The sequence below is a fragment of the Oscillatoria sp. CS-180 genome (genome assembly GCF_028330965.1).
Taxonomy (GTDB): domain Bacteria; phylum Cyanobacteriota; class Cyanobacteriia; order Phormidesmidales; family Phormidesmidaceae; genus Halomicronema.
On record NZ_JAQMUB010000088.1, the window covers coordinates 1 to 25,147 of the forward strand.

A 25,147-nucleotide genomic window follows, 5' to 3' on the forward strand; every position below is an offset into this window, starting at 1 on the left:
AAGTGATGCACGAGCGCAACGCTCACAACTTCCCGCTCGACTTGGCTGCGGCTGAGGCTCCCGAAATCATCGGTTAGTCCTCGACCCTCAGCTAGTCTGAGATAGAACAAATCGAAGCCCCCTCTCACGAGGGGGCTTTTTTCGTTTAAAGCCCTTGCTATGTATTGAGTTGCAAAGAGTAGAGGTGAAATGGCTGAGCCTGAATCTAGGTCCCAAAAACTACATCGCAGAAAAATAGTACGATTAGACCAACTTGGAGGGTTTTCTAACTTTCCGGCTCCTGGCGATCGCCCTAAAATTAAGACAGTGTCATTCAGGTTCGGTTGATGACTTCTCAGCAAGTGCGCAGCAGCAATCCCCTAAATGAAGACGGCATTGTTACTGAATTGGACATCAGCCATTTGGTAATCGAGGATGATGAGCCAGTGGACAATTTTCAGTCGGCGCAGCAGCAGCGTCTATTGGTGGAGCCGCTCTACAGCAGTGAGGCATTACCTCGTCCTTTTTTAGCCGATGCCAATGTCGGGCTGTTTTATAAGCTACAGGGTGATCCCATCGTTCCCGACACGATGGTTAGCCTAGGTGTGCAGCGAGCCAATGATTATGCTCAAAAGCGAGATCGCTCCTACTTTGTGTGGGAATTTGGCAAAGTCCCTGATGTGTGTGTCGAGATTGTCTCCAATCAAGAAGGCAGCGAAATAATCCTGGATAGAGCTTCGCAGCGTAAGGGGAAAACACAGAGCAAACGAGACATTTACGCTCAGATTGGCGTACCTTACTATGCGGTCTTTGATCCGCTTGAGTACATTCAGGATGCCAATCGCATGGAAGGATCTCTCTTGCGAGTGTGGGGGATCTCGCCCAGCGGATATCAAGAGCTGACAGGTGCAGAGCGATTGAGACAGCCTGGACAGTTTGTCTGGTTAGAAGGCGTCGGCATCGGGTTAACGCTTTGGGAAGGGCAATTTGAGGAGGCGATTACTCGACTTTGGCTGCGATGGTGCGATCGCAACGGAGATGTAATTCTTACCGGGGCAGAAGGCCAAGCGGCTGAGCGACAAAGGGCCGAAACAGAGCGACAGAGAGCTGAAACAGAGCGACAGAGAGCTGAAACGGAGCGGCAGAAGGCCGAACGATTGGCGATACGGCTACGTGAAATGGGTATTGATCCCAACGAGATTTGATTTCATTGCGTCCACGCTGAAACTTATGACAACTCAAGATCCTGGTTGATCTGCCATGAATTTCAGTCGCCGATAAAAATTATCCTCAAAGGTTTCTGTCTAAATATGTCCGTTTCTCTCCAAAGCGTGTCGCTTATTTCCTGATCAGCCATGCAATCGCCCCCTTGCTTCGACCCCATAAAGTATCTATTTTGACTTGCTCTCAGGGATCAAATGACTTATCATCAGCAACCATAGCTGCCTCCGTGCAGCTTGCTGTCCCCGAACGTTTAGTCGGCGGCACTGGCAAGTGGTAGGACACAAACCAGCGCCTAACCCATAGACAGATCCAGCCTGTCGTACGGGCTTTGCCTATTTTAGGTCGCCCCACCGAAGCGCTTCGTCTAAGGGCGACTGAATCTTCGGGGATTCCAACCCAATCCAATCCTTTGGAGGAATCCTCGTGATTACCATTCAATATTTCTTGCCGTCTCATCACACTGAGGCGGCACCGCCGTCGCTGTCGAGTAATCCTACTCGTCCCCAGCGACGACACAAACGCCTGCGCCTGTATCTCGTCGGCACTGAAGCGGACACCCAAAGCGCCATTGATCTGTTCCACCTCCGAAACTGCATCGAGCGCATCGAGTGGAGTCCCAAAATCGACGTGCCGGAGAACGGCGTGCTGATTCGGCAGGATCCGGGAGATGTGTTGCGGTACTTGCAGCGAGATCGCCTGTTTGAGTGATGATTTGAAGGCGATCGCTCCTAAGCGATCGCCTTCATCATCGATCCCCCTAACCACTGTTAGGAACAGCCTCTCTCCCTTGAAAACCAAGGCAAAGAGGCTGTTGGGATATAACAAAAACTCAAGCAATCAGCACGATTTACCTACGACTTACCAAAGCGACTTATTTTGTTGACGTATGGTTTTGGTGATCTGCTTCCATCGGCGTTTTGTGTTTTGGCGAACATGACTATCCTGCCGCTGTTCAATCCACTGTTGCTCTCGCTGAAGCTTTTGATAGCTCTGCAATCGTCGTCGATCAAGAGTGCCAAGGGCGATCGCTTCCTGCACGGCACATCCTGGCTCTGTATCATGCTGACAATCCCGAAATTTACAGTTTTCCGCAAGGGCTTCGATATCCTCAAAGGTTTCCTGTAAGCCAGACCCGTCACCCCAAAGCTGGATTTCACGCATTCCTGGAGTGTCAATGAGCAAGGCCCCGGACGGCAATAGCACCAGTTGTCGATGGGTAGTGGTATGTCGCCCTCGACTATCATCTGCCCTCACCGCCCGAATATCTTGCTGTTGATGCCCCAATAAGTAGTTCGTCAGAGTAGATTTACCTACACCCGACGAGCCAATCAACGCGATCGTTTTGCCTGGGAGTAGATATGGCTCAAGCTGATCCAGTCCTCTTCCAGATAAAGCACTGATCGGATGGATGGGCACTCCAATGGCAATGGATTCCACCTGGGCAATCACATCCTCTAAATCAGAACAGACATCTGCCTTGTTCAACACCACGACCGGCGTTGCCCCGCTCTCCCAAGCAGTTACCAAGTATCGCTCAATACGCCGTACATTAAAATCGCCGTCCAACCCCGACAGGAGAAATACCGTATCTACATTGGCGGCGACGATTTGTCCTTCTGTTGCAGCACCCGCCGCCTTTCGCACAAACTGGCTGATGCGCGGCAGCACATGATGAATGGTGGCTGAATTGTTTCTCCCATGAGATTCAACAACAACCCAATCGCCTACTGCCGGAAACGTTAATGAGTTTTCAGCCTGATGTCGAAAACGTCCAGTGACGTGTGCATCGGCCTCACCCATGTCCAGCACGATCCGATACGTGCCACGATGCTCAGAAATTACGCGGGCCATGACAAACTTCGCTTGATCAAATGATGCAAACGCTAAATCAATGCTGCTGCCTGGGCACCAGCCAAACCTAGTTAAATTCAATGTTCTGTCCTCAAAAAAGCCAATTACAGGGCAAGGCTCTAAGAGGAGTCTGAAAATGCCTTAGAAGGAGGCGACCTCTGACCTTGCCGATTAAACGAAGCGTTGAGTAGAACTTGTCACCGACTCAGCCATAAGACACATCCTTAGATCTTGAGGAGAAACTTCTGACTTTCTCAACCTAGCAAATAAGATCTGGAGTAGGCGCTGTAATCACGAAACGTAAAATCTGACCCGGTCAATCAATTGGGGTAGATGGCTACAGCTTGAAGTCAGAGCAGACGCCATCCAAAAATGCTATACACACCGAACATTAAGGGGCCAACATCTCAAATTTAGAGGTGAGTATTTGTGTTCGTAAGAAAACTGTTATTTGATGATTCTTACGATCTGAAACCTTTATCAAAGGTTTCAGATGAGCAATCACGCTGTCATAGAACGCGATCGCCCACCTAAAAAGCAAAAAATTCAAATTGAGGGTTGACACCTACCATCTAGAAGGTAGATAATCGATTCATGCAAGAAACCGCTCAACAAATTCTGGATGTGGCTCAGGATCTCGTGCGTTGCCGAGGGTATAGCGCCTTTAGCTACGCCGATATTTCTAAGCAGGTGGGCATTCGCAAAGCCAGCATTCACTACCACTTCCCCTCCAAGGAAGCGCTCGGAAAGGAGTTGGTCAAACGCTACCGCACCACCTTTCAGCAGAAGCTGAAAGCCATTGAGCAGTCTGAGTCTGACCCGCGCCAGCAACTGCAACAGTTTGTAGGGCTTTACCGCAGTGGACTCAGCGAACGCCAGATGTGTCTGTGTGGCATGTTGTCCGCCGAGATTGAAGTCCTCCCCGACTCCATTCAGGAAGAAGTTAGGGCTTTCCTTTCAGTCGTACAGAATTGGCTTACAAGCGTTTTGACGGCAGGAGAAGTTGCAGGCTGTCTACAACCGCGTGTCGCGCCCGCGACTGAAGCCTCGCTTTCGCTAGCAACCGTTCAGGGAGCACAGCTTATAGCTCGCACAGCAGCCAATAGTTTAGCCACCTTTGACGGCATCGCTCAACCGCTTTTAGCCAGCCTCTGTATTGACCACTGATATTCAGTCGCGTTTTTAGAGTTTCGCCTTTGAATTGAAGACTGCCTATCATCAGGGCCAGCTTCGGTGTCAATGGCCATCTAAAAGCAACACAGAATATTTTTCTCGGTCAGCTACCTACTAGTAGATAAATTTAAGAAAGGAGATAATTTAATGACTCAGGAATTTGCGGGGCAAAAGCTCATTGTGATTGGCGGCACCAGCGGCATCGGCAAAAGCGTTGCTCAACGGGTTTTGCAAGGGGGTGGGTCTGCTGTATTGGTTGGTCGTCGGGCAGAAAAGCTCCAGGCTGCTGTTGAGGAATTGCAAGTTTATGGTCCCGTTATTGGGGAACAAGTGAACATTGCCAATCCTGAAGAGCGTCGATCGCTGAGCGATCGCCTCAAAGCTAAACACGCTGATGCAACCCTGCTGGTGAATGCAGTTGGCGTCTTCTTGCCTAAACCTTTCTTAGAGCACACCGAAGCTGACTATGATCAATATCTCGACCTCAACAAAGCCACCTTTTTCCTGACCCAAACCGTAGCAAAAAACATCGCGGACAACGGCCATGGAGGCGCGATCGTCAATGTTGGTTCCATGTGGGCTAAGCAGGCGGTGCAGGCCACACCCTCGTCAGCCTATTCCATGGCTAAGGCGGGACTTCATTCCCTAACTCAGCACCTGGCAATGGAGCTAGCCAGTCAAAACATCCGTGTGAATGCCGTATCCCCTGCCGTGGTTGAGACCCCCATCTACGAAGGGTTCATTCCCAAGGATGAAGTGCATGGCACCCTACAGGGCTTCAACACCTTTCATCCCATCGGTCGGGTTGGAACGCCGGAAGACGTAGCTCAGGCGATCGCCTTTCTTCTATCCAATCAGGCTGGGTGGGTCACCGGAGCTGTATGGGACGTTGACGGTGGTGTCATGGCTGGACGTAATCAATACCACTAATTCGACACCACTAATTCGACAAGCTGCTGCGAGAAGGCATTAACCCTCTTGCCAGCGATCACTGCCCTGTGCAAAAAATTCTCACGAACGCTATCCCAATTCAGACGCAGCTAGTGGATCTTGCTGGGGATTAACCCAGTGGTCCAGTTTTCAAACACACATTTTTTCGAGGTATTTCTGACATGGCAACTCCTAATATCACCACTTACCATACGCAGACCGTTGGCAATGTAGACGTGTTTTACCGTGCAGCTGGTCCTGTGGATGCACCTGCAATTTTGCTACTCCACGGCTTTCCGTCTTCCAGCCACATGTTTCGTAATTTGATTCCTCAACTAGCAGGCCAGTATCGAGTCATTGCCCCTGATTTTCCAGGGTTTGGGTCTACTGTGGCTCCCCCGCGAGGCGAATACGACTACACCTTCGATAACTTAGCCCAAACAATTGACGAGTTTACCGCAGCGATTGGTCTGGAAAAATTTGCCATCTACGTTTTCGACTACGGCGCACCCGTGGGTTTTCGAATTGCCACTGCTCACCCCGAGCGCATTACCGCCATCATTTCCCAAAACGGCAATGCCTATAAAGAAGGACTGACCGACGGTTGGAACCCCATTCGGGCCTATTGGGAAAACGATACCCAAAAAAACCGGGATGCCTTGCGATCGCTCCTCACTCGTCCAACGACAGAATTCCAATACACCCACGGCGCTCCAGAAGACCGGCAGCATCATATTAGTCCTGACGCGATTAATCACGATCAAGCCATTCTGGATCGGGATGCTGAGATTCAACTGGACCTGTTTGGCAACTACAAAACAAACGTCACATCCTATCCCCAATGGCAGGCGTATCTGCGGACCCATCAGCCACCAGTGCTAGCCATTTGGGGCAAAAATGATCCGTTCTTTGGCCCTGCGGGAGCAGAAGCGTTCAAGCGAGATGTGCCTCAAGCGAAGGTTGAGCTGCTTGATGCCGGTCACTTCACTCTGGAAACTCACAGTATTGAAGTTGCCGAGCATATAGGCGAGTTCTTATCTACTATCAATGCGCGGAAATGACTGTTTCATAAAAAACAGTCACATCAAATATTAGGACCGCCCTGAGATTAGGAATTATCCACTAGCCCAAGAACACAACCCATGTTGTTTCACATGGGGCTAGTGGCGCTATTCCTGCGAGGGACGGATTGGTTCTTCTTTACTGGGGTATCGAGCTATTTGTTAATTGCTGCTGGACTGGTGTTAGCGAGTCCCTTGACCTGCAACGGCCCATCGCTCTGGGATTATACGGTTTAGCCCTAATCGGCGATCGCTATCTCTTGACGCCAACACCGGGATTAGAATGGTTTCTGCCCTTGTTTTTTCTGAAACTCCTAATCAGCCACTTGCTAAATGAAACGGCTTATCCACCGAGCGATCGCTATCAGAGCAATAGGACGACTGTTACCGCTTTAGACCTATCAATGAGCAACAGGAAAAGCGCACCATGAAACCGAAAGTCATTCTATACACCGCGACAAGTTTAGATGGTCGAACTCAGGGGTTCTCTATCGATATGGGTTTGTTCTATTCCCTAGCGCAGCGCTGGGGTGAGAACGCCTCTCTTGTGGGCTGCGATACCCTTCTCAACGCACCGGATGATATCCCTGAAGATGAGCCATCCGAAGTATTGACCATCACGCCAAGTGCTGACGATTCGCGTCCCATTTTGGTGGTACCAGACAGTCGCGGACGGCTCAAAAGCTGGCACTACTGGCGAAAACAGCCATATTGGAAGGACTGCATCGCTTTGTGTACTAAAAACACCCCTGCTGAACATATCGAATACTTAAAGCGCAATAGCATCAAGACCATCACGGCTGGCATTGAGACCGTAGACTATAGTCAAGCTCTTGATGCCCTGCATGAGCAGATGGGAACGACCACAGTGCGCGTTGACAGCGGCGGAACCCTGAATGGGGTGTTGATCAGATCTGGATTGGTTGACGAACTCCATTTGCTGGTACATCCCACTTTAGTGGGCGCGAGCACTCAAGCGACATTCTTTCGAGACGCAAATTCCCCGCCAACCGGTGAGATTCCCCTAAAATTTCTGGGGTCCGAAGTACATTCTGAGCAGATCATCCTTCTCAGTTACGCTGTCGTGAAGTAGCAATTGTCTAAACAGGGGGGCAGTGACCATCATCTATATAAACGCTTTGCACCGTCGGTTTTCTAATGGCAGCAGCTGATTGCAAGGCTCGATGAGGTCTGTTTTGAAACTCTGAAAAAGCGTCAGGTGAGCCATTGTCCACCTGACGTTCAAACGTTTCGTCTCAGATGTTTCTGCTGTGCTGATCGCAGCTCGTTCATCCCAGCCTTACGACACACTTAGCCCGGTGGGACAGGCAACCCCTGTACCGCCCAAACCGCAGTAGCCACCAGGATTCTTCGCTAGATACTGCTGGTGATAATCCTCTGCATAGTAGAACTCAGGCGCGTTCAGAATTTCAGTCGTAATTTTTCCGTAACCAGCTTCACTCAGTTGCTTCTGATAAGCGTCGCGAGAAGCCTCGGCTAGCTGACGCTGTTCATCAGAGTAAGTGTAGATGCCAGAACGATATTGAGTTCCGGTGTCGTTGCCTTGGCGCATCCCTTGTGTGGGATTGTGGCTTTCCCAAAAGACTTGCAGGATGCCTTCATAGCTGATGACGCTGGGATCGAAAACGACAAACACCACTTCGTTATGTCCCGTCATGCCGGAGCACACTTCGCGGTATGTAGGGTTGGGCGTGTAGCCGGCGGCATAGCCAACAGCGGTCGTATAAACACCGTCTGTCTCCCAAAATTTGCGCTCAGCCCCCCAAAAACAGCCCATTCCAAACAGAGCTGTTTCCATTCCTGCTGGAAAGGGGGTTTTGAGGGGATTGCCGTTGACATAATGCTTATCGGGCACGGGCATAGGTTCGCTGCGTCCCGGTAATGCCTCATCTGGGCTGGGAAGTTCCAGCTTTTTGCCGAAGCCAAATAACACCATAATGTTGTCTCAAAAATTAACGTGTCTTCATTTCACTATAAATCACCCTTTTGAAACCTGGTTTAAGAAACAGCTGAGAGGACGTGAAGAGAACCGTAAAAGGTCAAATGGTGTGCGTTAAACAGTTGTAGGAAACCGGGTTGTAATACAATTCTGGCGTTTCAGCCCAGATATCGGCGTAATCCTTGAATTCCAGGTGTCTCCTATGAATAACTTGTCTTCAAAGCCTCCTACCGATGCAGATCAAGGAGGGGGTGCGATCGCTCGCTTTTTTGACTTTGCAGCTTTAGGGACAACCTTTCGCACAGAAATCCTGGCGGGAATTACGACCTTCGTCACCATGGCCTACATTTTGGTGGTCAATCCAGGTATCTTGTCGGAAGCCATTTTTCTGCAGGAAGGCGGCGATTTATTTGCTGAATTGGTGGTGGCGACGGGAGTCTCAGCGGCGATCGCCACCCTCATCATGGGTATTGTCGCCAAATATCCCATTGCTCTAGCGCCCGGGATGGGCCTCAACGCATTTTTTGCCTTCTCAGTTGTCCTCGGTTTGGGAATTGATTGGCGAGTTGCCCTGGCCGCCGTCTTCATTGAAGGACTGATATTCATTGCCCTGACGTTGACCAACTTACGAGCCGCCATCATTACGGCGATTCCTGAATGTTTGAAACGAGCAACCGCCGTAGGGATCGGCTTGTTCATTGCCTACATTGCGCTCTCCGGCAACCCCGATTTTGGCGGAGCAGGTATTATCGTTGCCTCCGAAGCAACTACCACGACTTTAGGCAATTTGGCTCGGCCTGAAACGCTGATGGCGCTGCTGGGAATCTTGCTGACCTCTGCTTTCATTGCTCGGCGCATTACAGGGGCGCTGCTGTGGGGCATCTTAGCCACTGCTATTCTCGGCTGGCTCACAGGTATTACGCCTCCACCAACAGGCATTGTCGGCCTGCCCATGTTGCCAGTGGATTTGGTCGGACAGGCATTTGTCGGATTGGGGCAAATTGGCTCAGCAGGCATTGCTAATTTCCTAGCGGTTCTCTTTGTGTTCCTCTTCGTTGATTTGTTTGACACTATTGGTACGCTATCCGGCATTGGTGTACAGGCTGGCTACATCCAAGAAGACGGGCAGTTACCCAGAGCAAACCAAGCGCTGATGGCTGATGCTGTCGGTACGACAGCGGGTGCTCTGCTGGGCACCTCAACCGTGACGAGCTACATTGAATCGGCATCCGGCATCACTGAAGGAGGCCGCTCTGGATTTACAGCGGTCGTCACGGCTATCTGTTTTCTCCTGTCGATTTTCTTCATTCCTCTGCTGTCTGCTATTCCTGGCTATGCCACGGCTCCAGCGCTAATTATTGTGGGTGTGTTGATGGCTGGCAGCGTCACGGGGATTCGCTGGTCTGATCCGGCAGAGTCGATTCCATGCTTTCTGACAATTCTGCTGATGCCGTTGACGTATTCCATTGCAGAAGGACTAGCCGTCGGCTTCATTGCCTATCCCTTAATCAAAACTTTCCAGGGCAAAGCACAGGAACTGAACTGGGTGATTTGGGTTCTAGCAGCAGTCTTTGTCTTGCGTTTTGTATTGTTAGCGCTAGGAATTGCTTAGACATTTCTCGTTAAGCGGTTTAATACGTTCGGAGCGTTTACTGGCTTGACAAACTCGCTTGCAGTTTGGAAAGTGTCGTGTGAGCATAACAAAATCCTGACTTGTGTATCCGTTGTGGCAAAGGCATCGTCAACCCATAAAGTGGTCTCAATAACCGGACTGATGAGTCATCAAGTCGGGTCAGCGTCGCAGCGGATCTACCGAAACAATGCTTCTGTATTGAATCGCTACGGACGCTGGTTTTTGATAGCGTGGCTGGCAGCTCTGGCAGATGGCAAAATTTTGCTGGCGATCGCCATTAGCACCCTCACCTACCAATTTTTGGCCTCGGGTAACCAGCTTCCCTGGGAAAAATTGGAGTCTTTATATCAACGGCTTTGCCAACGGCTCTCCCGCATGGGACAATCGCCGCTACTCATTAGCAGCCTGGCATTCGGAACAACCTATTGGTTTGCGGCGGCCTGGTCCCAACTGGGGGGTGGATGGGCCGCTGTGACGTTGCTGAGCTTGGGTGTCGGCAATGGACTGTTCTTTCTGCGTGAAATCAATGCTCAGGCCAAGGCGTCGACAAAATCTGCTAACGCTTCGCTAGATTCTGTTTCTTCGACGGATTCACCACCATTAGAGCCCATGCCGACGGACTGGCACAATTTGTCCTCTGCAAGTCCTTTGCAGCGTCTACTGGCCGTGAGATCGCTCCTTCATGAAGTTCTCAGCTCCGACAATTCATCCGAATCCTACTTGCCAGGAACCCCTGTCACTGCGCGATCGCATCTGGTCGATTGCTTTCGGATCATGCTGACTCACGAATCTGAGCCTTTGGTGCGGGTTGCGCTCATTGAGGCACTCAAGGCCCTTCAGCCCAAACCACAGCTGCCAGCGGGTCAACCGGCCATCCAGCCTCTCAAGTCCCACAGCATCCAAGCTGAAGTCAATCGCGTGGTGGAATATGTTGAACTGGACGGATAAGCCTTAAGGAATGTAGCGCGTTCTCTGAAGTTGAAACCGGATCGGGGTAGCCTAGCAGAGCATTTACCGAGGGGCTGCGATCGCGAGTCCCCTGTCTCTACTGCTTAAGTCGTTCACCTTTCAAGCTTAATGGATCGCTTTACCGTTGAGGTCATCTCCCAAACACCGAATCCTCAGCAAACGATATATGCCGCTATGCATCAGGATTACGCCGAGGGTTTCGTCGCCCACGAGCGGGATCAGTGGCCGAGCGAAGAGAAAGCGGGCGAGGTTGTTATCAAGAGCCTGCTCAAGGGCGGACGTGGCCATTACGGCCCCCTGGAACACCCTCAAATCGTGCTGAATGTGGGTTGGTTTCCCCACAGCACCATGCAGCAAATTCGGACACATCGCGTCGGCGTCAGCTTCGATGTTCAATGTCTCTCTGGAGACACAGAAATCACGTTTGTTCAAGCATCAGGTTCACTTAAAAAAATTCAAATTGCTGAACTATACGACCTTTGGGCTAATGGTGAAAAGGCAGTCCGTGAACGCAAAATACGAGGTCGAAACGGGGAACCTCCAGGACTGTACCGACGAGATTGCAAAAAGCGGCTTCGTACCATGCGGCTTCGCGTCCTAAACGAAGAAACAGGATATTTCGAGACCAGTCACATTCAAGATGTGATGTGCAGTGGAATTCAGCCTGTCTATCGATTGACCTTTGAGGATGGGAGAAGTCTGAATTGTACGACTAACCATCATTTGTTGACCCCAAAGGGTTGGCAAACGATGGCAGAGGCCATTGGCTTACAAACTGCACCCAATGGTGAGGTTCTGACAATAGCGCGAGATCGTAGCGTTATGGCTAACGGTGTCTTTGCTGAAAATGAAGGAGTGTATCGAGATCAAACTTGGTTAACTCGGCAAATCAAACTAGGACTCTCAGCTCAAGAAATTGCTGATTTGGCTAACTGCTCTGATACGACTGTACGAGATTGGGCCAATCGGTTTGGATTAAAGTTGAATTCAAGGAATACACGGTTCAAGAAAGGGCAAAAACCCTGGAATCATAATCCTCATGCCCTATACAGAGACAAAGCGTGGTTAGAAGAGCAGCTTCAACAAGGCCTACATGTTGACGAGATGGCCAAAGCTGCTGGTTGCTCTGTAGAAGCCATCAAAAAGTGGGTTTATGCGTACGGACTTTCTTTAAATAAGCGTCCGACTCCTTTTCAAAAAGGATTCACGCCCTGGAATAAGGGTAAACCTGGATATCAGTTAAATCTATCCCCCAGTGACATTGCGAAAAGACGAGAAAATTCGGCTCGCTACACAAAACGAGGGGCCGAGTCGAATTTCTGGAAGGGTGGGACGTCTGATGAAAGAGAACTAATCGGGGCTTGGACTCGGCAAATAGCTCCACAGGTTCACGAGAAGTTCGATTATATTTGTCAATGCTGTGGCATTAGGGGTCATGAACTTCATGCCCATCACTTGGTTCCGGTTTTTGCTGATGAATCTTTAGCGTACGAATTTGAGAATTTAGTGAGTCTTTGCAAAGACTGTCACGAGCAGATTCACCACAAAAATCTTGAAGCAGAATTTGCCGACAACTTTGAGCCCATTACGCAACCAACTCACTGGCACTCAAAGCCAAAACCTAAGGGGCGTAAGCTAATGGCCCATCCTCTGAAAGTTATTCGGGTAGACTATCTCGGTCTCCAAATGACTTATGATTTAGAGGTTAAAGATCCTTGGCACAACTTTGTTGCGAACGGTTTGGTTGTGCATAACTCTTTTCGCTACACAGGCAGTCGAATTCTGGACGTAATTGATGGAAAGCGAGACATCGAAGAGGTCTTCTATTTGCGGCCTGTAGGAGCCTATGCCGATCGCCAGGGTAAAAAGTATGACTACACCGCTGAAGAACGCCAGCAGGATCTGGAGTGGTGTCTACAGGCTTGCCATCGCTATAAAGCTAAGATCGATGCCGGCTTTGCCGAAGAACATGCTCGTGGCCTGATCCCATTTGACGTGCGACAGCATTGGGTGATGTCGGCCAATCCGCGATCGCTCATGCACCTTCTAGACCTGCGCTGGAAAGCGGACGCTCAGCTAGAAGCGCAGAAAATGTGTGAGGCAATCTGGCCCTGCTTTCAAGCCTGGGTACCGGCGATCGCGGCCTGGTATGAAGACAACCGCCTCAAGAAAGCACGCCTCGCCCCTTAATTCAAGGCTGAGCATCCGGCGAGAAAACGCTCTGCATGGCTAGCTCTCCTCCCGATGCTGTAGACGAAGAGATCGGGTCAATCGTGATCACAGCCTGTTGTGACTGGAGGCCGCAAGTAGGTTCAGGCAGCGACCATTCCACAAGAGCCTCTGTATCAACCGTGAACTGCCCACAATACATCAGGGCGTTTTCGGGGGCATCGAATGCCCAAAAGCGATAAACTTCATCATCCGGTAAATCAGGTAGGTTGTGGGCAATTAACACGGCCCTGTTTTCCTGATTAAAGGTGACAACGCTGCCAAAGGTATCAGTCAGCTTTCCAGTCCCTTCCAAAGCATAAATCGCCTCAGGATTTTGAAGACTCGCAAGAACCGTTTCAGCCTCGTCTTTTTCACGCTGCAATTGCTGAATGGCCGCTTTCAAATCAGTGAGCTTTTGCTGATTAGCGGTGAGCGATCGCCTCAGCTGATAGTTATTCCAGGACAAGGCAGCGACCAGAGCAGCGGCAGCAATGCCACCCCATTGCAACCAATAGCGACGTCTAGGTCGAACCCATGATTGTCCTCCTGCTCGAACAACATCAGGTTCATGCTCTGCAACCTGGATCTCCTGCAATATTCTGGTTTCTAAATCGACAGGCAGCGGTGCACTTTCCAACGCATAAGGCAATTGTGCAAAAGTTGATTCATAAGCCCGTAGCTCCTCACGCAGTTCAGGTTGCTCTTCTAGAATTTGATCCAGTTCCGTCTGCTCAGCTTGAGTCAAGTTCCCCAAAGCGTAGCCAGAGAACAAATCATGCCATTTATCGGGAAGGTCTAAACGGGTCATGTGGGTCGTTAGATAAGATCCTGTAATTTTTGTCTCAGTTTTTTCAAAGCTTGTCGCGAGCGAGTTTTGACTGTCCCCAGAGGAATGTCTAATCGTTGAGCCGTTTGCGACTGACTCAATCCTTCATAGTAAGCAATTTCCAATATTTCTTGCTCTTGGGGGGAAAGTTGCGATAGAGCAGCCTGAACACGAACAACTTGTTCTCCGAGAGTGGCTTTCTCCAACGGCACATTGGGAGTAGCCATTGCCATACTATCGGTGTGATACCGCTGCGCTAAACGAGAATGGGCATCGTGCGAGCGAACTCGATCCAAAGCACGTGATCGAGCGATGACGCCTAAGTAAGTTCCCATGGAACCTCGGGCAGGATTGTAGTGAGGCTTTTGCCAAAATTTGACGAAAATATCCTGCACTAGGTCTTCTGCCTCTTCCGGCGTTTTTAAGATCCGTAGAGCCAAAGCGTATACCAAACGCCCATAGCGACGGTACACCTCTTGTAAGGCTTCGACCTGTCCTTCCTGCATCGCCTCCAAAAGAGCAGCATCTCCAGCGTCCGACCATCGGAGCGTTGGGTCAGTCACAGGTTCAGACTGCATCGATACCTTAGAAGGGGGTTTGTCCAAAGCAATTAAACCAAATAGAACTGACACACCCAGTGAAAGTTCGGCAAACTCACGTCGCAGTATGTCACGACTGATTAACACACGTGGCCAAAATCTTACAGGATGACGTTAACAGCGCGCTGAAGAAAGCGACAGAAGCCTCTTTCGGAAAAAGCCTCAAGGCACTTCAAGAACTTCAATGTTGAATGGTCAGACTATTTATCCAAAATATTGATATCTTTCTTTTTTATCTATTGGCAATAATCTATATTTTCAATTTCTACAGCAAGACAGAATCAACACAATCAGAGAAATTTAAAACCGTTTTTGAGCGCCAGTCGTAACTCAAATAGGAAATAGAAAATTCGAGAAAATCTCTCTTAAGGCTTGATCTTTTATAGATTGAATTAGGGCTCTTAATCAAAAGATTAAGAGCATTCTTGAAATGGCAACTTTCAATTGAACAGAAAATGCTTTTGATGGGATCACTTGCATTGAATGCTTTTTTGAAATTGGTTACCTCAAGACTATAGATCTTTAAGAGCTGATCTCATTGAATTATTTCTATTTTCTATCGATTCTCTTGACTAAAAGATGTTGATCGTTTTTTGGATGCTTCAGTCTAAGTGTCCACTTTCGATCGCAATCTTTTTAGTATCAACCATTCAAAAGTCCACCGCTAGGAGATAGAAATGTCATTAACAAGTCAAGTACAGTCTGGCGTCACGAGTGTTGGTTTAGATTTGGAGTTGTTGGAAACAGCGGCCAATCTTGTTCTAGCCGGTGTCGAGAATACAGTTCCTCCCGCATCACCCGACTTTCAAGTCGGGTTTAATATCACCGATGCTTCTGATTTTGTTTATTCACTCAATCCTTTTGCCCCCGTCAGCGGCACTATTGAACATACCGGCATCTTAAACCTGAGCATTCATGACAACGGCAGTGATACAGAACTGTCGGTTGGCAATTTCTCAATCGGGTTTGATTCCAACCGTGTTTCAGACAGTAATAGCGGTTTCTTCATCGCCGACACCCTTGACGGCAACGGATTGGAGATTCTCTTTGATATTGGTAATCCTGATTCAGCTACTGTGGAAGCGCGATCGCTCGATCTTGAAGACGCAGACGTTTTAGTTGCTCCAGAATTTGCAGCCGCACTATCTGCGCTTGAATTAGCGGAGACAGATTTGACTGGAGCTGACGTTGGGGATGCCAGCATCAATGCCATTAGCACCTTTTTACCAGCAGGGTATTTCAACTTCACTCAATTCTCTCAGTTTCAGCTGTTGGATGAGGGCGTTACTCTCCCTGATTCACCGGCTGAAATTAACGGCATCCAGTTAGGTCTGTTGTTTGATGAAACGTTCTATCTAGCCGAAAACCCCGACATAGCAGCGGCAATTCAGTCTGGACAGTTCAGCAATGGATTTAGTCACTTCACGTCAGTCGGTTTGTTGGAAGGTCGCGACCCCAGTATTCTGTTTGATGGGGAGTTTTACCTGGCCGAAAATTCTGATGTAGCCATGGCGGTGGCGATGGGAGAGATTGAGAGTGCATTAAGTCACTATCTCTCATCAGGCGTTTTGGAGGGCCGCGATCCGAGTAGCCTATTTGACGAAAGCGATTACTTGACCGGGAATCCTGATGTTCAAACCGCGATCGCTCAGGGAGTGTTCACGAACGGATTTGACCATTTCTTAGAGTTTGGTGCTGCGGAAGGAAGGCAACCTAATCTTCTTCTCTTCCAGGAAACTTTCTACCTCTCTGATAATCCAGATGTTGCTCAGGCCGTAACGAATGGAGCGTTTACCAGTGGATTTGAGCACTATGTGGTGTTAGGTCAAGGAGAAGGACGCGATCCCAGTAGTCTGTTTGATGAGAGCGTCTATTTGTCTGACAATGTAGACGTCACACAGGCTGTTACAGCCGGGGCTTTCAGCAGTGGCTTTGAACATTTTGTCAAATTTGGTCGAGTCGAAGACAGACAAGCGAGTGCAGTCGTCTAAGGCATTTCCAAACAAAAATGGTGGCGGACTTGAGACAGTTTCAAGCCCGCCATGCAGTATCGAGATATCCAACCGTACTCTCATTTGGCTTCACTGAGTTATCAGAGTGCGGTTTCTGCCTCTAATACTGAGGCACTGAAGGATCAACTTCTTTGCTCCACGCCATGATGCCGCCTTTGACGTTAGTACCCTCAATGCCCTGTTGTTTCAGTAGACCGAGTGCTTTGGCTGATCGCACACCGCCTTTACAGTGCACCACTAGCTCATGTCCGTTAAGGAGCGATCGCACCTTCTCGACACCTACACCACTTTCAATGTCTGAGAGCGGCACCAAAACAGCGCCAGGAATCTTGGCGATCTCATATTCGTGAGGGTTTCTCACATCCAGCAGCAGGACTTGATCCGTTTTGGTCTCCATCAACTGCTTGAGATCGGTCACCGTCATCTCAGGGAGCGCGGCCTGAGCTTCAGCTTCCTCGGCTTGGGCTTGGGGAATGCCACAGAACTGTTCGTAGTCAATCAGTTTCTCGATGACGGGGCGAACCGGATTAGGCCGCAGCTTCAGTTCCCGAAACGTCATATCCATTGAATTGTAGAGCAGCAGGCGACCGCTTAAAGTGGTGCCTTGACCAATGATGATCTTGACTGTTTCCGTTGCTTGGATAATGCCGATGATGCCTGGCAGGATGCCTAATACGCCACCCTCAGCACAGGACGGAACCATTCCGGGTGGTGGGGGTTCGGGATACAGGTCACGATAGTTCGGTCCACCTTCATAGTTGAAAACAGTAGCCTGTCCTTCAAACCGGAAAATCGAACCGTACACGTTGGGTTTGTTCAACAGCACACACGCATCGTTGACCAGATAGCGGGTGGGAAAATTATCAGTCCCATCGACCACAATGTCGTAGGGTTCCATGATGTCTAGCGCATTCTCTGAGGAAATGCGGGTTTCGTAGAGATCAACTTGACAAAACGGGTTGATTTCTAGAATACGGTTTTTAGCCGATTCAATCTTGGGCTTACCGACCCAGGAAGTCCCGTGAATAACCTGCCGCTGCAGGTTGGACTTATCCACAATGTCAAAATCGACAATGCCAAGCCGTCCAATTCCGGCTGCTGCCAAATAGAGTAATAAAGGGGAACCAAGGCCACCAGTACCGATGCAGAGTACGCTAGCCGCTTTTAGACGTTTTTGTCCTTCAAGGCCAATCTCAGGCAAGATCAGGTGTCTAGAAAAGCGCTCGTACTCCTCGGGATGCAGTTGTATTTCATCAAGGTTGGGATTGAGCATGGCGTAGAGCAGAAGCGTTAACGCTATTTACAGAAGTACAAACAAGAATCTGAGCCAGGGGTCGCGTAGTCACAAGATATCCATATTACAGCGCATTGCTATGCACGGGTTGATCCCCTAAGAATCACTCAGAAATGTCTAGTTTGGTTAAGGTAGGAAGCCCTGCTTGGGTGGAAATTGTATTAGCAGCGCGATCGCTTCATCAGCTTGGTCAACAGGCCCTTTATTAGACAGATTTTCGAAATTGGCTTCAAGTTCCGAGTTCGTATCATCAGCTACGACTTCAAGGGTTAGGGCTTGATACAAGTCAATGCATAGGCTGTTAGCAAGGCACTGATGCTCCGAATTTAAATTATTGGTGAGCTTCTAGGGTTCCGATTTTCCATAGTGGAAAATGTCTGGTCCGAGAGAAGCGGCTGGTTTGAGACGGAATGCTGCAATTGCAGTACTCATTAGCCAGTACACGGCGGGACAAAAGCCCGGGAGGTTGAGCAGAGATTTGTCATCTCTGAACCTCCCGGGCTTTTGTGTTTTGGAAAAAATTGGGTGCCTAGAGCGCATCATCCATTAATTCTAGAAGCCTCGTGGCACAAGCGTTGCTGCGATCGTTATCAATGATTAATTAGGGGCTGAAATCTTTTCCAATAAAGCATTTGAGCGCTAACGGTGACAGCCTCTAGCATCGCCAAAGGAGATTTCATGACGGATGAACCAATGTTTCGTAACCCTAGTGAAGCAAGCGAAGCGCTGCAAAAAGAAGCTCGCCTGCCGATGACCGGGTGGCAACAAGAAGTCAATCAGGGTTTGGACTATGGGTTAGAAGCAGCAGAGAGCATTCGCGATCGCACTATCCCAACCTTTTCACGTGGCGAATTGCCCCACTATGCAGGCATTAATACTTTTTTAAAGGCACCGTATGTTGAGGATGTGAGAAAAGTCGGCAATTACGATGTGGCGATCATCGGCGTCCCCCACGACTCCGGCACGACCTATCGCCCCGGCACTCGCTTCGGTCCTCAGGGCATCCGCAAAATTTCGGCGCTCTACACGCCTTACAACTTTGAACTGGGTGTCGATCTGCGAGAACAAATTACCCTGTGTGACGTTGGTGATATTTTCACCATTCCTGCCAATAACGAGAAGTCTTTCGACCAAATCTCCAAGGGCATTGCTCACGTTTTCAGCTCCGGTGCCTTTCCCATTATTCTGGGGGGCGATCACTCCATTGGGTTTCCCACCGTGCGGGGCGTCTGTCGCCATTTAGGCGATAGAAAAGTCGGCATCATCCATTTCGATCGCCACGTCGATACTCAAGAGACTGACCTTGACGAACGGATGCACACCTGTCCCTGGTTCCATGCCACCAACATGGCCAACGCTCCGGCCAAAAACCTGGTGCAGTTGGGAATTGGCGGTTGGCAGGTGCCGCGTCAGGGCGTGAAGGTGTGCCGCGAACGGAGCACTAACATCCTGACCGTCACCGACATCACGGAGATGGGGCTAGATGCTGCCGCCGACTTTGCCATTGAAAAAGCTACTGACGGCACCGACTGCGTGTGGATCAGCTTCGACATCGACTGCATTGATGCGGGCTTTGTGCCGGGCACGGGCTGGCCCGAGCCCGGTGGCCTCATGCCCCGCGAAGCCCTATATCTGCTCAAGCGCATTGTGCAAGAGACACCAGTGTGCGGCATTGAAGTGGTTGAAGTTTCCCCGCCCTATGACGTCAGCGATATGACGGCCCTCATGGCAACCCGCGTTATCTGCGACACGATGGCACACCTCGTCATTTCGGATCAACTTCCTCGTCAGGAAACACCCAGCTACATTCATGCCGAGGCCAACATGAACGTCGATCAGGCTTGGGCGTAGGAGGTCACCATGCATGAAACCGACATGACCAAAGCGCTGATGATGACCTTGCGAGACTGGTGGGAATCACAGCCGCAGCGATCGCCCATTGAAAAGGTCTATCTCACGGTCGGGCAATTTACCTGCGTCGAACCCGCTAGTCTGCACTTTGCCTTCGATGTCGAAACGAAAGGCACCTTTCTGGAGGGGGCCGAATTAGTAATTCAAGAAACACCTCTGGTGGCCTTCTGCCACACCTGCCAAACCGAATATCATCCCGAAATCGGCTCCCAGTATGCTTGCCCAACCTGCCGTTCTCCGATGGACGATATTCGCTCCGGGCGCGAACTCAAAATTGATCGCGTGCAGTGCGTCTCCAGAGAAACGGCAGAGGCGGCACCGGCAACTACATCGACATAGTATTAACGCTATTTGTTACGAACTCAGCCCTCAAAAGGATTGTTTTTACCCATGACATAACCGTCAGACTCTTATCTTTTCAATCTCTCACCGCCCTGCCCACCGATATCTCAGTACTCGCCATGCATCAACCTATCGACGCCACCCTTGGTATCAATCTGCTCCACGCCAATCAACATGAGGCTGACCACAATCGTACTCAGTTCGACAATTGGGGCATTGCCTGTTTCAACATCATGAGTAGTCCCGGCGCTGGCAAAACGGCTTTGCTGGAAAAAACGCTAGCAGCCCTGAATACGGCGCTGCGGATTGCCGTAATTGAAGGGGACATGACAACCGAACTAGACGCCGAGCGCCTGCGTCAGTACGGCGTTCCTGTCATCGCTATTAACACGGGTCGTGCGTGTCATCTGGATGCTCGCATGGTGGCAGGGGGGCTGCATACCCTCGCCCACGACTTTACGCCTGCTGACTTAGATCTGGTGCTCGTAGAAAACGTAGGCAATCTGGTCTGTCCAGCTGAGTTTGAGGTTGGGGAACATGCCAAAGTAGCCCTCCTGAGCGTCACTGAGGGAGAAGATAAGCCGCTGAAGTATCCCGTTATGTTTCGAGAAGCAGATGTATTAATCGTGACAAAAATTGATCTCGCTCCCTATTTAGATGTGGAGTTATCACGGATTGAAGCGAACGTCCGTCAGATCAATCCCCATGTCACCGTCATTCCTGTTTCGGCCAAAACGGGAGAAGGATTAGAAGCCTGGTTTGACTGGGTAAAACTGACTGTAGGCTCTTCCCGGCCCATAGCTTTGTCTGGAGGTTGAAGGTAATCAGATGTCGTGTCGCTGCCAGTACAGTCACTCTCTAGGGTTGACCGTGTCCAATGTTCGCTGATGTTCAGTTGTAGGTGGAATTATGAAACGTCGTACCGTTTTGCCAGTGCTGCTGGCGTTCTTTTGTACTTTTCTAGTAACCGTAAGTTGTGCCCAAGATCCGGTCGATACCGGCAATGTTGATGCTGGAACGGAAGAAACTGCTGAAACGACAGCTTTGATCAACGAAACCCCTATTCAGATGGGATACAGCAGTTGGGCCGGGTGGTGGCCTTGGGCGATCGCAGAGCAAGAAGGTCTCTTTGAGCAAAACGGCGTAAACGTTGAACTGATCTGGTTTGATGGCTACCTAGAATCCATGCAGGCGCTTGCTTCCGGTCAACTAGACGCTAACTGCCAAACCCTCAATGACACCATTTCTTTTGCAGGAGAAGCCGTGAACGGTGAGGTCGCTGTTGCCGTCAACGACAACTCTGCAGGCAATGACAAAGTCATTGTGGCTCCCGAAATCAACACGATTGATGACATGGTTGGCAAAACAGTGGCGTTAGAAGAAGGTGTCGTTGGTGACTTCCTTTTGACCCTAGCTCTAGAAGAAGCTGGAAAATCTCGCAAAGACGTGACCATCAAGAACTTGGAAACCGGGGCGGCGGCGGCGGCCTTTGCTGCCGGACAGTCTGACGGCTTTGCGGGTTGGGTACCTTTTTGGGAAACTGCGTTGGAACGAGAAGGCAGCAAAGAATTGACTAGCTCGGCCAATTTCCCTGGTGCGATTCCAGACCTACTGGTTGTTACGCAAACGTTGGTCGATGAACAACCTGACGTGGTGCAGGCACTCGTTAACACTTGGTTTGACATTTTGGCATTCATTGATGAAGAGCAAGACCGTGCCTACGAAATCATGGCCGATCGCGCTAGCGTCAGCGCTGAAGATTTTGACCGATATCTAGAGGGGACTCGGTTCTTTACTCTGGATGACAATCTGGAAGCCTTCTCGCCTGGGGACAGCATGGTTCACATGCCTTATGCTGCCGAGGTCATGGCGGACTTCATGGTGGAAGTCGGTTTCATTCCGGAAGCGCCTGATTTAGAAGCCGTATTAGACGATCAGTTTGTGGCTGCCTATGCAGAAGAGAACGCTTAGGCCCGCAGTGATGGGTGCATGAGTCGATAGGCGATGCTGCCGATAGATTGTCCTCTCATTTGAGGAGTCCCGTTCAATCCATTCGGTCGCCTTTTCAAGAAGTGGGAAAACTGAACGCAAACTATTGCAAGGTCTTCATATGACTGTTGTACCGTCTGCTCATACGCCTGGCGAATCTGGGCTACCAGCCAGAAGTCTGAAACCAACCGTGTTTTGGCGTATTGGTGAAGATATTCCTCAGCCCCTAAAAGGAAGCTTTACAGTGATGTCTGTGCTGGTACCTTTTTTGCTCTGGTGGGGCCTAGCGAGTACAGGTTGGGTTGATGGAAAGTTTCTACCGTCCCCTGGAATGGTGGGAACGTCTCTCCTCAATCTAGGGCAGGAAGGCTATTTGCTCAGCGATACGCTAGCAAGCTTCCTGCGCGTTTCGGCTGGATTTTTGCTGGCATCGCTGGTGGCGATTCCCATCGGCATCGCCATGGGGGCATTCATGAGTGTGCGATCGCTCCTGGAACCGCTCATCGGCATCGTGCGGTACATGCCAGCTCCAGCGTTTATCCCACTGCTCATCATTTACTTAGGCTTGGGCGAAGAACCCAAGGTCGCTCTAATTTTCATTGGAACCGTGTTTTTCAACACGCTGATGATTATGGACGCCGTTAAGTTTGTGCCCAAGGAGCTGATTGAGACAACGTACACCTTAGGGGGCGATCGCCGTCAGGTGTTGATGCAAGTCATCACCCCCTATGTGATTCCCAGCATCTTTGACACCCTGCGGGTCAACATGGCAGCGGCTTGGAACTTGGTGATTGTCTCAGAACTGGTTGCCGCCGATAGCGGACTGGGTAAACGAATTGCCCTTTCTCAAAAGTTTTTTCAGACAGATGATATTTTTGCCTGTTTGATTGTCTTGGGTCTCATCGGTTTTGTTCTAGATTTGTCACTCCAGGCCATCATGCGAATGACCTGCCGCTGGGCAGCGAAATAATTCATATACAAATATTGCTCACTCTGACTGTTTAGGGACTCTCAAAACCCACCCAAAGGTCTGATTCTATGCACCTCGAAGTTTCCAAGGTCTATAAACAGTTCACCACTCGCCAAGGACCTTTAGTCGCCCTCAAGGATGTCTCCATACACGTTGAAACCGGGGAGTTCGTTTGTGTTGTTGGGGCCTCTGGCTCAGGCAAGTCTACGCTGCTGCGCTTAGTGGCGGGACTAGACCTGCCGACAGCAGGGGATATCACTGTTGATGGACAGGCGGTGATTGGGCCGGGGGCTGATCGCGGCATGGTGTTTCAAAGCTATACGCTGTATCCCTGGATGACCGTCCAGGAAAATGTCGAATTTGGCCTCAAGCTTCAGGGCTTTGCCCGCCGCAAACGCCGAGAAGAAGCGTCTTATTATTTGGATGTTGTGGGACTGACCCAGTTTGCTCAATCACTGCCCAAAGAGCTGTCTGGGGGAATGAAGCAGCGAGTCGCGATCGCCCGTGCCCTTGCCAACCATCCCCGCATTTTATTGATGGACGAACCCTTCGGCGCGCTGGATGTGCAGACCAAAGAAACCATGCAGGAGTTCTTACTAGATTTATGGAAGCGGCTAGAAATCAGCATTTTGATGATTACTCATGACGTGACCGAGGCTGTATTTCTGTCAGAACGAATCTATGTCATGTCCGCTAGACCCGGCACCGTCCGCAAAGAAGTCAAGGTCGATTTGGGCAGCAATCGCCCCTACGACATTCGCCGTACACCTCAGTTCTACCATTACTGTGAAGCGATTATGGACCTGCTGCGCGATCGCCCACCTCAAACAACAGCGTCTTGAAATCATGCTAAAAATCTAAAATCCGAAATCACCAATCCAAAATCCAATGTCCTCCAATCCTGCCTCTGATCCTGTTCGTTGCGGTTGGGTCCACGATGACCCCGTTGAGATTGCCTATCACGACAACGAGTGGGGGGTGCCACTTCATGACGATCAGACACTCTTTGAATTCATGGTGCTGGATGCCTTTCAAGCAGGATTAAGCTGGATCACCATCCTTCGTAAACGAGACAACTTTCGAAAAGCCTTCGACCAGTTTGATCCCAAGGTCATTGCCCAATACGATGCCGCCAAACACGAGGCACTTCTGACAGATGCTGGCATTATCCGCAATCGCCTCAAGATTGCTGCTGCAACGACGAACGCACAAGCTTTTTTGAAAGTGCAGGAGGAGTTTGGTAGTTTCGATACCTATTTGTGGGGTTGGGTAGACGGCAAGCCCATTCAAAATCAGTGGGTAACTCTAGAGGAAGTACCCGCCCGGACTGAACTATCCGACGCTATCAGCAAAGACCTCAAAAAACGAGGTTTCAAATTTGTAGGCTCCGTGATTTGCTATGCCTTCATGCAGGCGATCGGGATGGTTAATGACCATACGGTGGACTGTTTTCGCCATGCCGAGCTAGCTCAAAAGAGGTGAATCAAGCTGATTTAGCGGTGCTATGCTTTGGGTGCTTGTCGCGATCGCATCTCGTATGAAACGCCCTCAAACTATCTCGGTGCTCCTGCCTTTAACCCTCGTTCTATTCGGAGCCGTTGGTTGTGAAAACCTTCTAGGCTGGCGCGACAGAACTGATGATGTCACGCTTAGAAGAGTCGAAGATGCACCCGATCGAGCCGTCGGAGTTCAGTCACTCGATACCGTAGGAGGTGAGCAGGTTCTCACCAACGAAGAGGCGGGTATTGCTATTACCCTACCCTCTAGCTGGACCGATACGACCGGCCTGCACAATTCCGCAGAGTTGCAAGCCGTAAATTCTGACCGACAGCTGTATCTCATCGTCGTTGCCGAGGATGCCACTGCTCTCAATCGATTTGGACTAAGAGAGAACGCATCAGCGTATCGCGAGTTATTGGCTGATCGAATGCAGTCCTACGAGGGGGAGTTTCCGACAGACGTGGCATTTGTGGGTAATAACTTTGCAAATCAGTATGAGATAAGAGGGCAAGTAGACGAAGATACCCCTGTTGTTTATCTGCACACGACAGTACTCTCAGAGGACACCTATTACCAAGTCGTTGCCTGGACAACTCCAGACCAGTACGAATTCTACCGCTCAGAACTGCGGACGATTGTGAGTTCCTTTCGAGAAATCGATTCGTAATTTATAGCTGTAGCCATCTAGGTTTGTTCATTCCCAATAGCATCCG

General features: G+C 50.0%; 24 protein-coding genes, 1 pseudogene and 1 riboswitch. Of the genes and pseudogenes, 20 read left to right on the top strand and 5 right to left on the bottom strand.

Features of this window, described 5'->3' with window-relative positions; translation table 11 throughout:
- The 3 genes and pseudogenes from PN498_RS28655 to PN498_RS22035 form a co-directional block, all read left to right on the top strand.
- Positions 1-77 (top strand): annotated as a pseudogene (locus tag PN498_RS28655) (photosystem II protein D1); the annotation flags it as partial.
- 249 nt (positions 78-326) lie between these two features.
- Positions 327-1,184 (top strand): Uma2 family endonuclease, encoded by an 858-nt coding sequence (locus tag PN498_RS22030; protein WP_272065569.1) that lies wholly within the window; start codon positions 327-329, stop codon positions 1,182-1,184.
- 442 nt (positions 1,185-1,626) lie between these two features.
- Entirely contained in the window at positions 1,627-1,911 is a 285-nt protein-coding gene (locus PN498_RS22035) for a hypothetical protein (protein WP_272065570.1), read from the top strand.
- Between the two features lie 150 nt (positions 1,912-2,061).
- Here the strand turns inward: PN498_RS22035 and rsgA are convergent, their stop codons facing one another.
- Positions 2,062-3,054 carry a ribosome small subunit-dependent GTPase A gene (rsgA, locus tag PN498_RS22040; protein WP_272065571.1) on the bottom strand — a complete coding sequence of 331 codons (993 nt, stop codon included), beginning with the start codon at positions 3,052-3,054 and terminating at the stop codon, positions 2,062-2,064.
- A 594-nt stretch (positions 3,055-3,648) separates the two neighbouring features.
- Between rsgA and PN498_RS22045 the strand changes: the two genes are divergently transcribed.
- The 5 genes from PN498_RS22045 to PN498_RS22065 all read left to right on the top strand — a co-directional run bounded on the left by PN498_RS22045 (position 3,649) and on the right by PN498_RS22065 (position 7,311).
- On the top strand, positions 3,649-4,221 hold the full coding sequence (locus PN498_RS22045; protein WP_272065572.1) for a TetR/AcrR family transcriptional regulator: 573 nt from the start codon (positions 3,649-3,651) through the stop codon (positions 4,219-4,221).
- Between the two features lie 153 nt (positions 4,222-4,374).
- A complete protein-coding gene (locus PN498_RS22050; RefSeq protein WP_272065573.1) occupies positions 4,375-5,157 on the top strand; it encodes an SDR family NAD(P)-dependent oxidoreductase in 783 nt (260 codons plus the stop codon).
- A 182-nt stretch (positions 5,158-5,339) separates the two neighbouring features.
- Positions 5,340-6,218 carry an alpha/beta fold hydrolase gene (locus tag PN498_RS22055; RefSeq protein ID WP_272065574.1) on the top strand — a complete coding sequence of 293 codons (879 nt, stop codon included), beginning with the start codon at positions 5,340-5,342 and terminating at the stop codon, positions 6,216-6,218.
- Between the two features lie 81 nt (positions 6,219-6,299).
- Complete coding sequence (locus PN498_RS22060) at positions 6,300-6,455, top strand: hypothetical protein (RefSeq protein ID WP_272065575.1); 156 nt, start codon at positions 6,300-6,302, stop codon at positions 6,453-6,455.
- A 190-nt stretch (positions 6,456-6,645) separates the two neighbouring features.
- The gene (locus PN498_RS22065; RefSeq protein ID WP_272065576.1) at positions 6,646-7,311 is read left to right on the top strand and encodes a dihydrofolate reductase family protein; all 666 of its coding nucleotides are present in this window, start codon (positions 6,646-6,648) and stop codon (positions 7,309-7,311) included.
- A gap of 207 nt (positions 7,312-7,518) precedes the next feature.
- Here PN498_RS22065 and msrA read toward each other — a convergent pair whose 3' ends face one another.
- Positions 7,519-8,175 (bottom strand): peptide-methionine (S)-S-oxide reductase MsrA, encoded by a 657-nt coding sequence (msrA, locus tag PN498_RS22070; protein WP_272065577.1) that lies wholly within the window; start codon positions 8,173-8,175, stop codon positions 7,519-7,521.
- A 205-nt stretch (positions 8,176-8,380) separates the two neighbouring features.
- Here msrA and PN498_RS22075 point away from each other — a divergent pair, with 205 nt between their 5' ends.
- From PN498_RS22075 to thyX, 3 genes are all read left to right on the top strand, one after another.
- Positions 8,381-9,790, top strand: a complete 1,410-nt coding sequence (locus PN498_RS22075) for an NCS2 family permease (protein ID WP_272065578.1) — start codon at positions 8,381-8,383, stop codon at positions 9,788-9,790.
- 162 nt (positions 9,791-9,952) lie between these two features.
- Positions 9,953-10,759: a hypothetical protein gene (locus tag PN498_RS22080; RefSeq protein ID WP_272065579.1), complete on the top strand. Its 807-nt coding sequence runs from the start codon at positions 9,953-9,955 to the stop codon at positions 10,757-10,759.
- Positions 10,760-10,888: 129 nt separating this feature from the next.
- Complete coding sequence (gene thyX / locus PN498_RS22085; protein ID WP_272065580.1) at positions 10,889-12,970, top strand: FAD-dependent thymidylate synthase; 2,082 nt, start codon at positions 10,889-10,891, stop codon at positions 12,968-12,970.
- A gap of 1 nt (position 12,971) precedes the next feature.
- Here thyX and PN498_RS22090 read toward each other — a convergent pair whose 3' ends face one another.
- Both PN498_RS22090 and PN498_RS22095 read right to left on the bottom strand, forming a co-directional pair.
- On the bottom strand, positions 12,972-13,799 hold the full coding sequence (locus PN498_RS22090) for an anti-sigma factor domain-containing protein (protein WP_272065581.1): 828 nt from the start codon (positions 13,797-13,799) through the stop codon (positions 12,972-12,974).
- Between the two features lie 8 nt (positions 13,800-13,807).
- A complete protein-coding gene (locus PN498_RS22095; protein WP_272065582.1) occupies positions 13,808-14,422 on the bottom strand; it encodes a sigma-70 family RNA polymerase sigma factor in 615 nt (204 codons plus the stop codon).
- Positions 14,423-15,093: 671 nt separating this feature from the next.
- On the opposite strand from PN498_RS22095, the gene PN498_RS22100 reads away from it, so the two are divergent.
- Positions 15,094-16,407: a hypothetical protein gene (locus tag PN498_RS22100; RefSeq protein WP_272065583.1), complete on the top strand. Its 1,314-nt coding sequence runs from the start codon at positions 15,094-15,096 to the stop codon at positions 16,405-16,407.
- A 121-nt stretch (positions 16,408-16,528) separates the two neighbouring features.
- Here the strand turns inward: PN498_RS22100 and moeB are convergent, their stop codons facing one another.
- Entirely contained in the window at positions 16,529-17,701 is a 1,173-nt protein-coding gene (gene moeB / locus PN498_RS22105; RefSeq protein WP_272065584.1) for a molybdopterin-synthase adenylyltransferase MoeB, read from the bottom strand.
- Between the two features lie 355 nt (positions 17,702-18,056).
- Positions 18,057-18,189, top strand: a riboswitch (guanidine-I (ykkC/yxkD leader).
- 178 nt (positions 18,190-18,367) lie between these two features.
- Between moeB and speB the strand changes: the two genes are divergently transcribed.
- The 8 genes from speB to PN498_RS22145 all read left to right on the top strand — a co-directional run bounded on the left by speB (position 18,368) and on the right by PN498_RS22145 (position 25,101).
- Positions 18,368-19,573: an agmatinase gene (gene speB, locus PN498_RS22110; protein ID WP_442951440.1), complete on the top strand. Its 1,206-nt coding sequence runs from the start codon at positions 18,368-18,370 to the stop codon at positions 19,571-19,573.
- 9 nt (positions 19,574-19,582) lie between these two features.
- Positions 19,583-19,972 carry a hydrogenase maturation nickel metallochaperone HypA gene (gene hypA / locus PN498_RS22115; RefSeq protein ID WP_272065585.1) on the top strand — a complete coding sequence of 130 codons (390 nt, stop codon included), beginning with the start codon at positions 19,583-19,585 and terminating at the stop codon, positions 19,970-19,972.
- Complete coding sequence (gene hypB, locus PN498_RS22120) at positions 19,921-20,793, top strand: hydrogenase nickel incorporation protein HypB (protein WP_334312280.1); 873 nt, start codon at positions 19,921-19,923, stop codon at positions 20,791-20,793. Before hypA ends, hypB begins: the two co-directional genes overlap by 52 nt.
- A gap of 91 nt (positions 20,794-20,884) precedes the next feature.
- Complete coding sequence (locus tag PN498_RS22125) at positions 20,885-21,946, top strand: ABC transporter substrate-binding protein (protein ID WP_272065586.1); 1,062 nt, start codon at positions 20,885-20,887, stop codon at positions 21,944-21,946.
- 139 nt (positions 21,947-22,085) lie between these two features.
- Positions 22,086-22,934, top strand: a complete 849-nt coding sequence (locus PN498_RS22130; RefSeq protein WP_272065587.1) for an ABC transporter permease — start codon at positions 22,086-22,088, stop codon at positions 22,932-22,934.
- 68 nt (positions 22,935-23,002) lie between these two features.
- The gene (locus PN498_RS22135) at positions 23,003-23,776 is read left to right on the top strand and encodes an ABC transporter ATP-binding protein (protein WP_272065588.1); all 774 of its coding nucleotides are present in this window, start codon (positions 23,003-23,005) and stop codon (positions 23,774-23,776) included.
- Between the two features lie 46 nt (positions 23,777-23,822).
- Entirely contained in the window at positions 23,823-24,416 is a 594-nt protein-coding gene (locus PN498_RS22140) for a DNA-3-methyladenine glycosylase I (RefSeq protein ID WP_272065589.1), read from the top strand.
- A 22-nt stretch (positions 24,417-24,438) separates the two neighbouring features.
- Positions 24,439-25,101 (top strand): hypothetical protein, encoded by a 663-nt coding sequence (locus PN498_RS22145; RefSeq protein ID WP_272065590.1) that lies wholly within the window; start codon positions 24,439-24,441, stop codon positions 25,099-25,101.
- Positions 25,102-25,147: the final 46 nt, after the last annotated feature.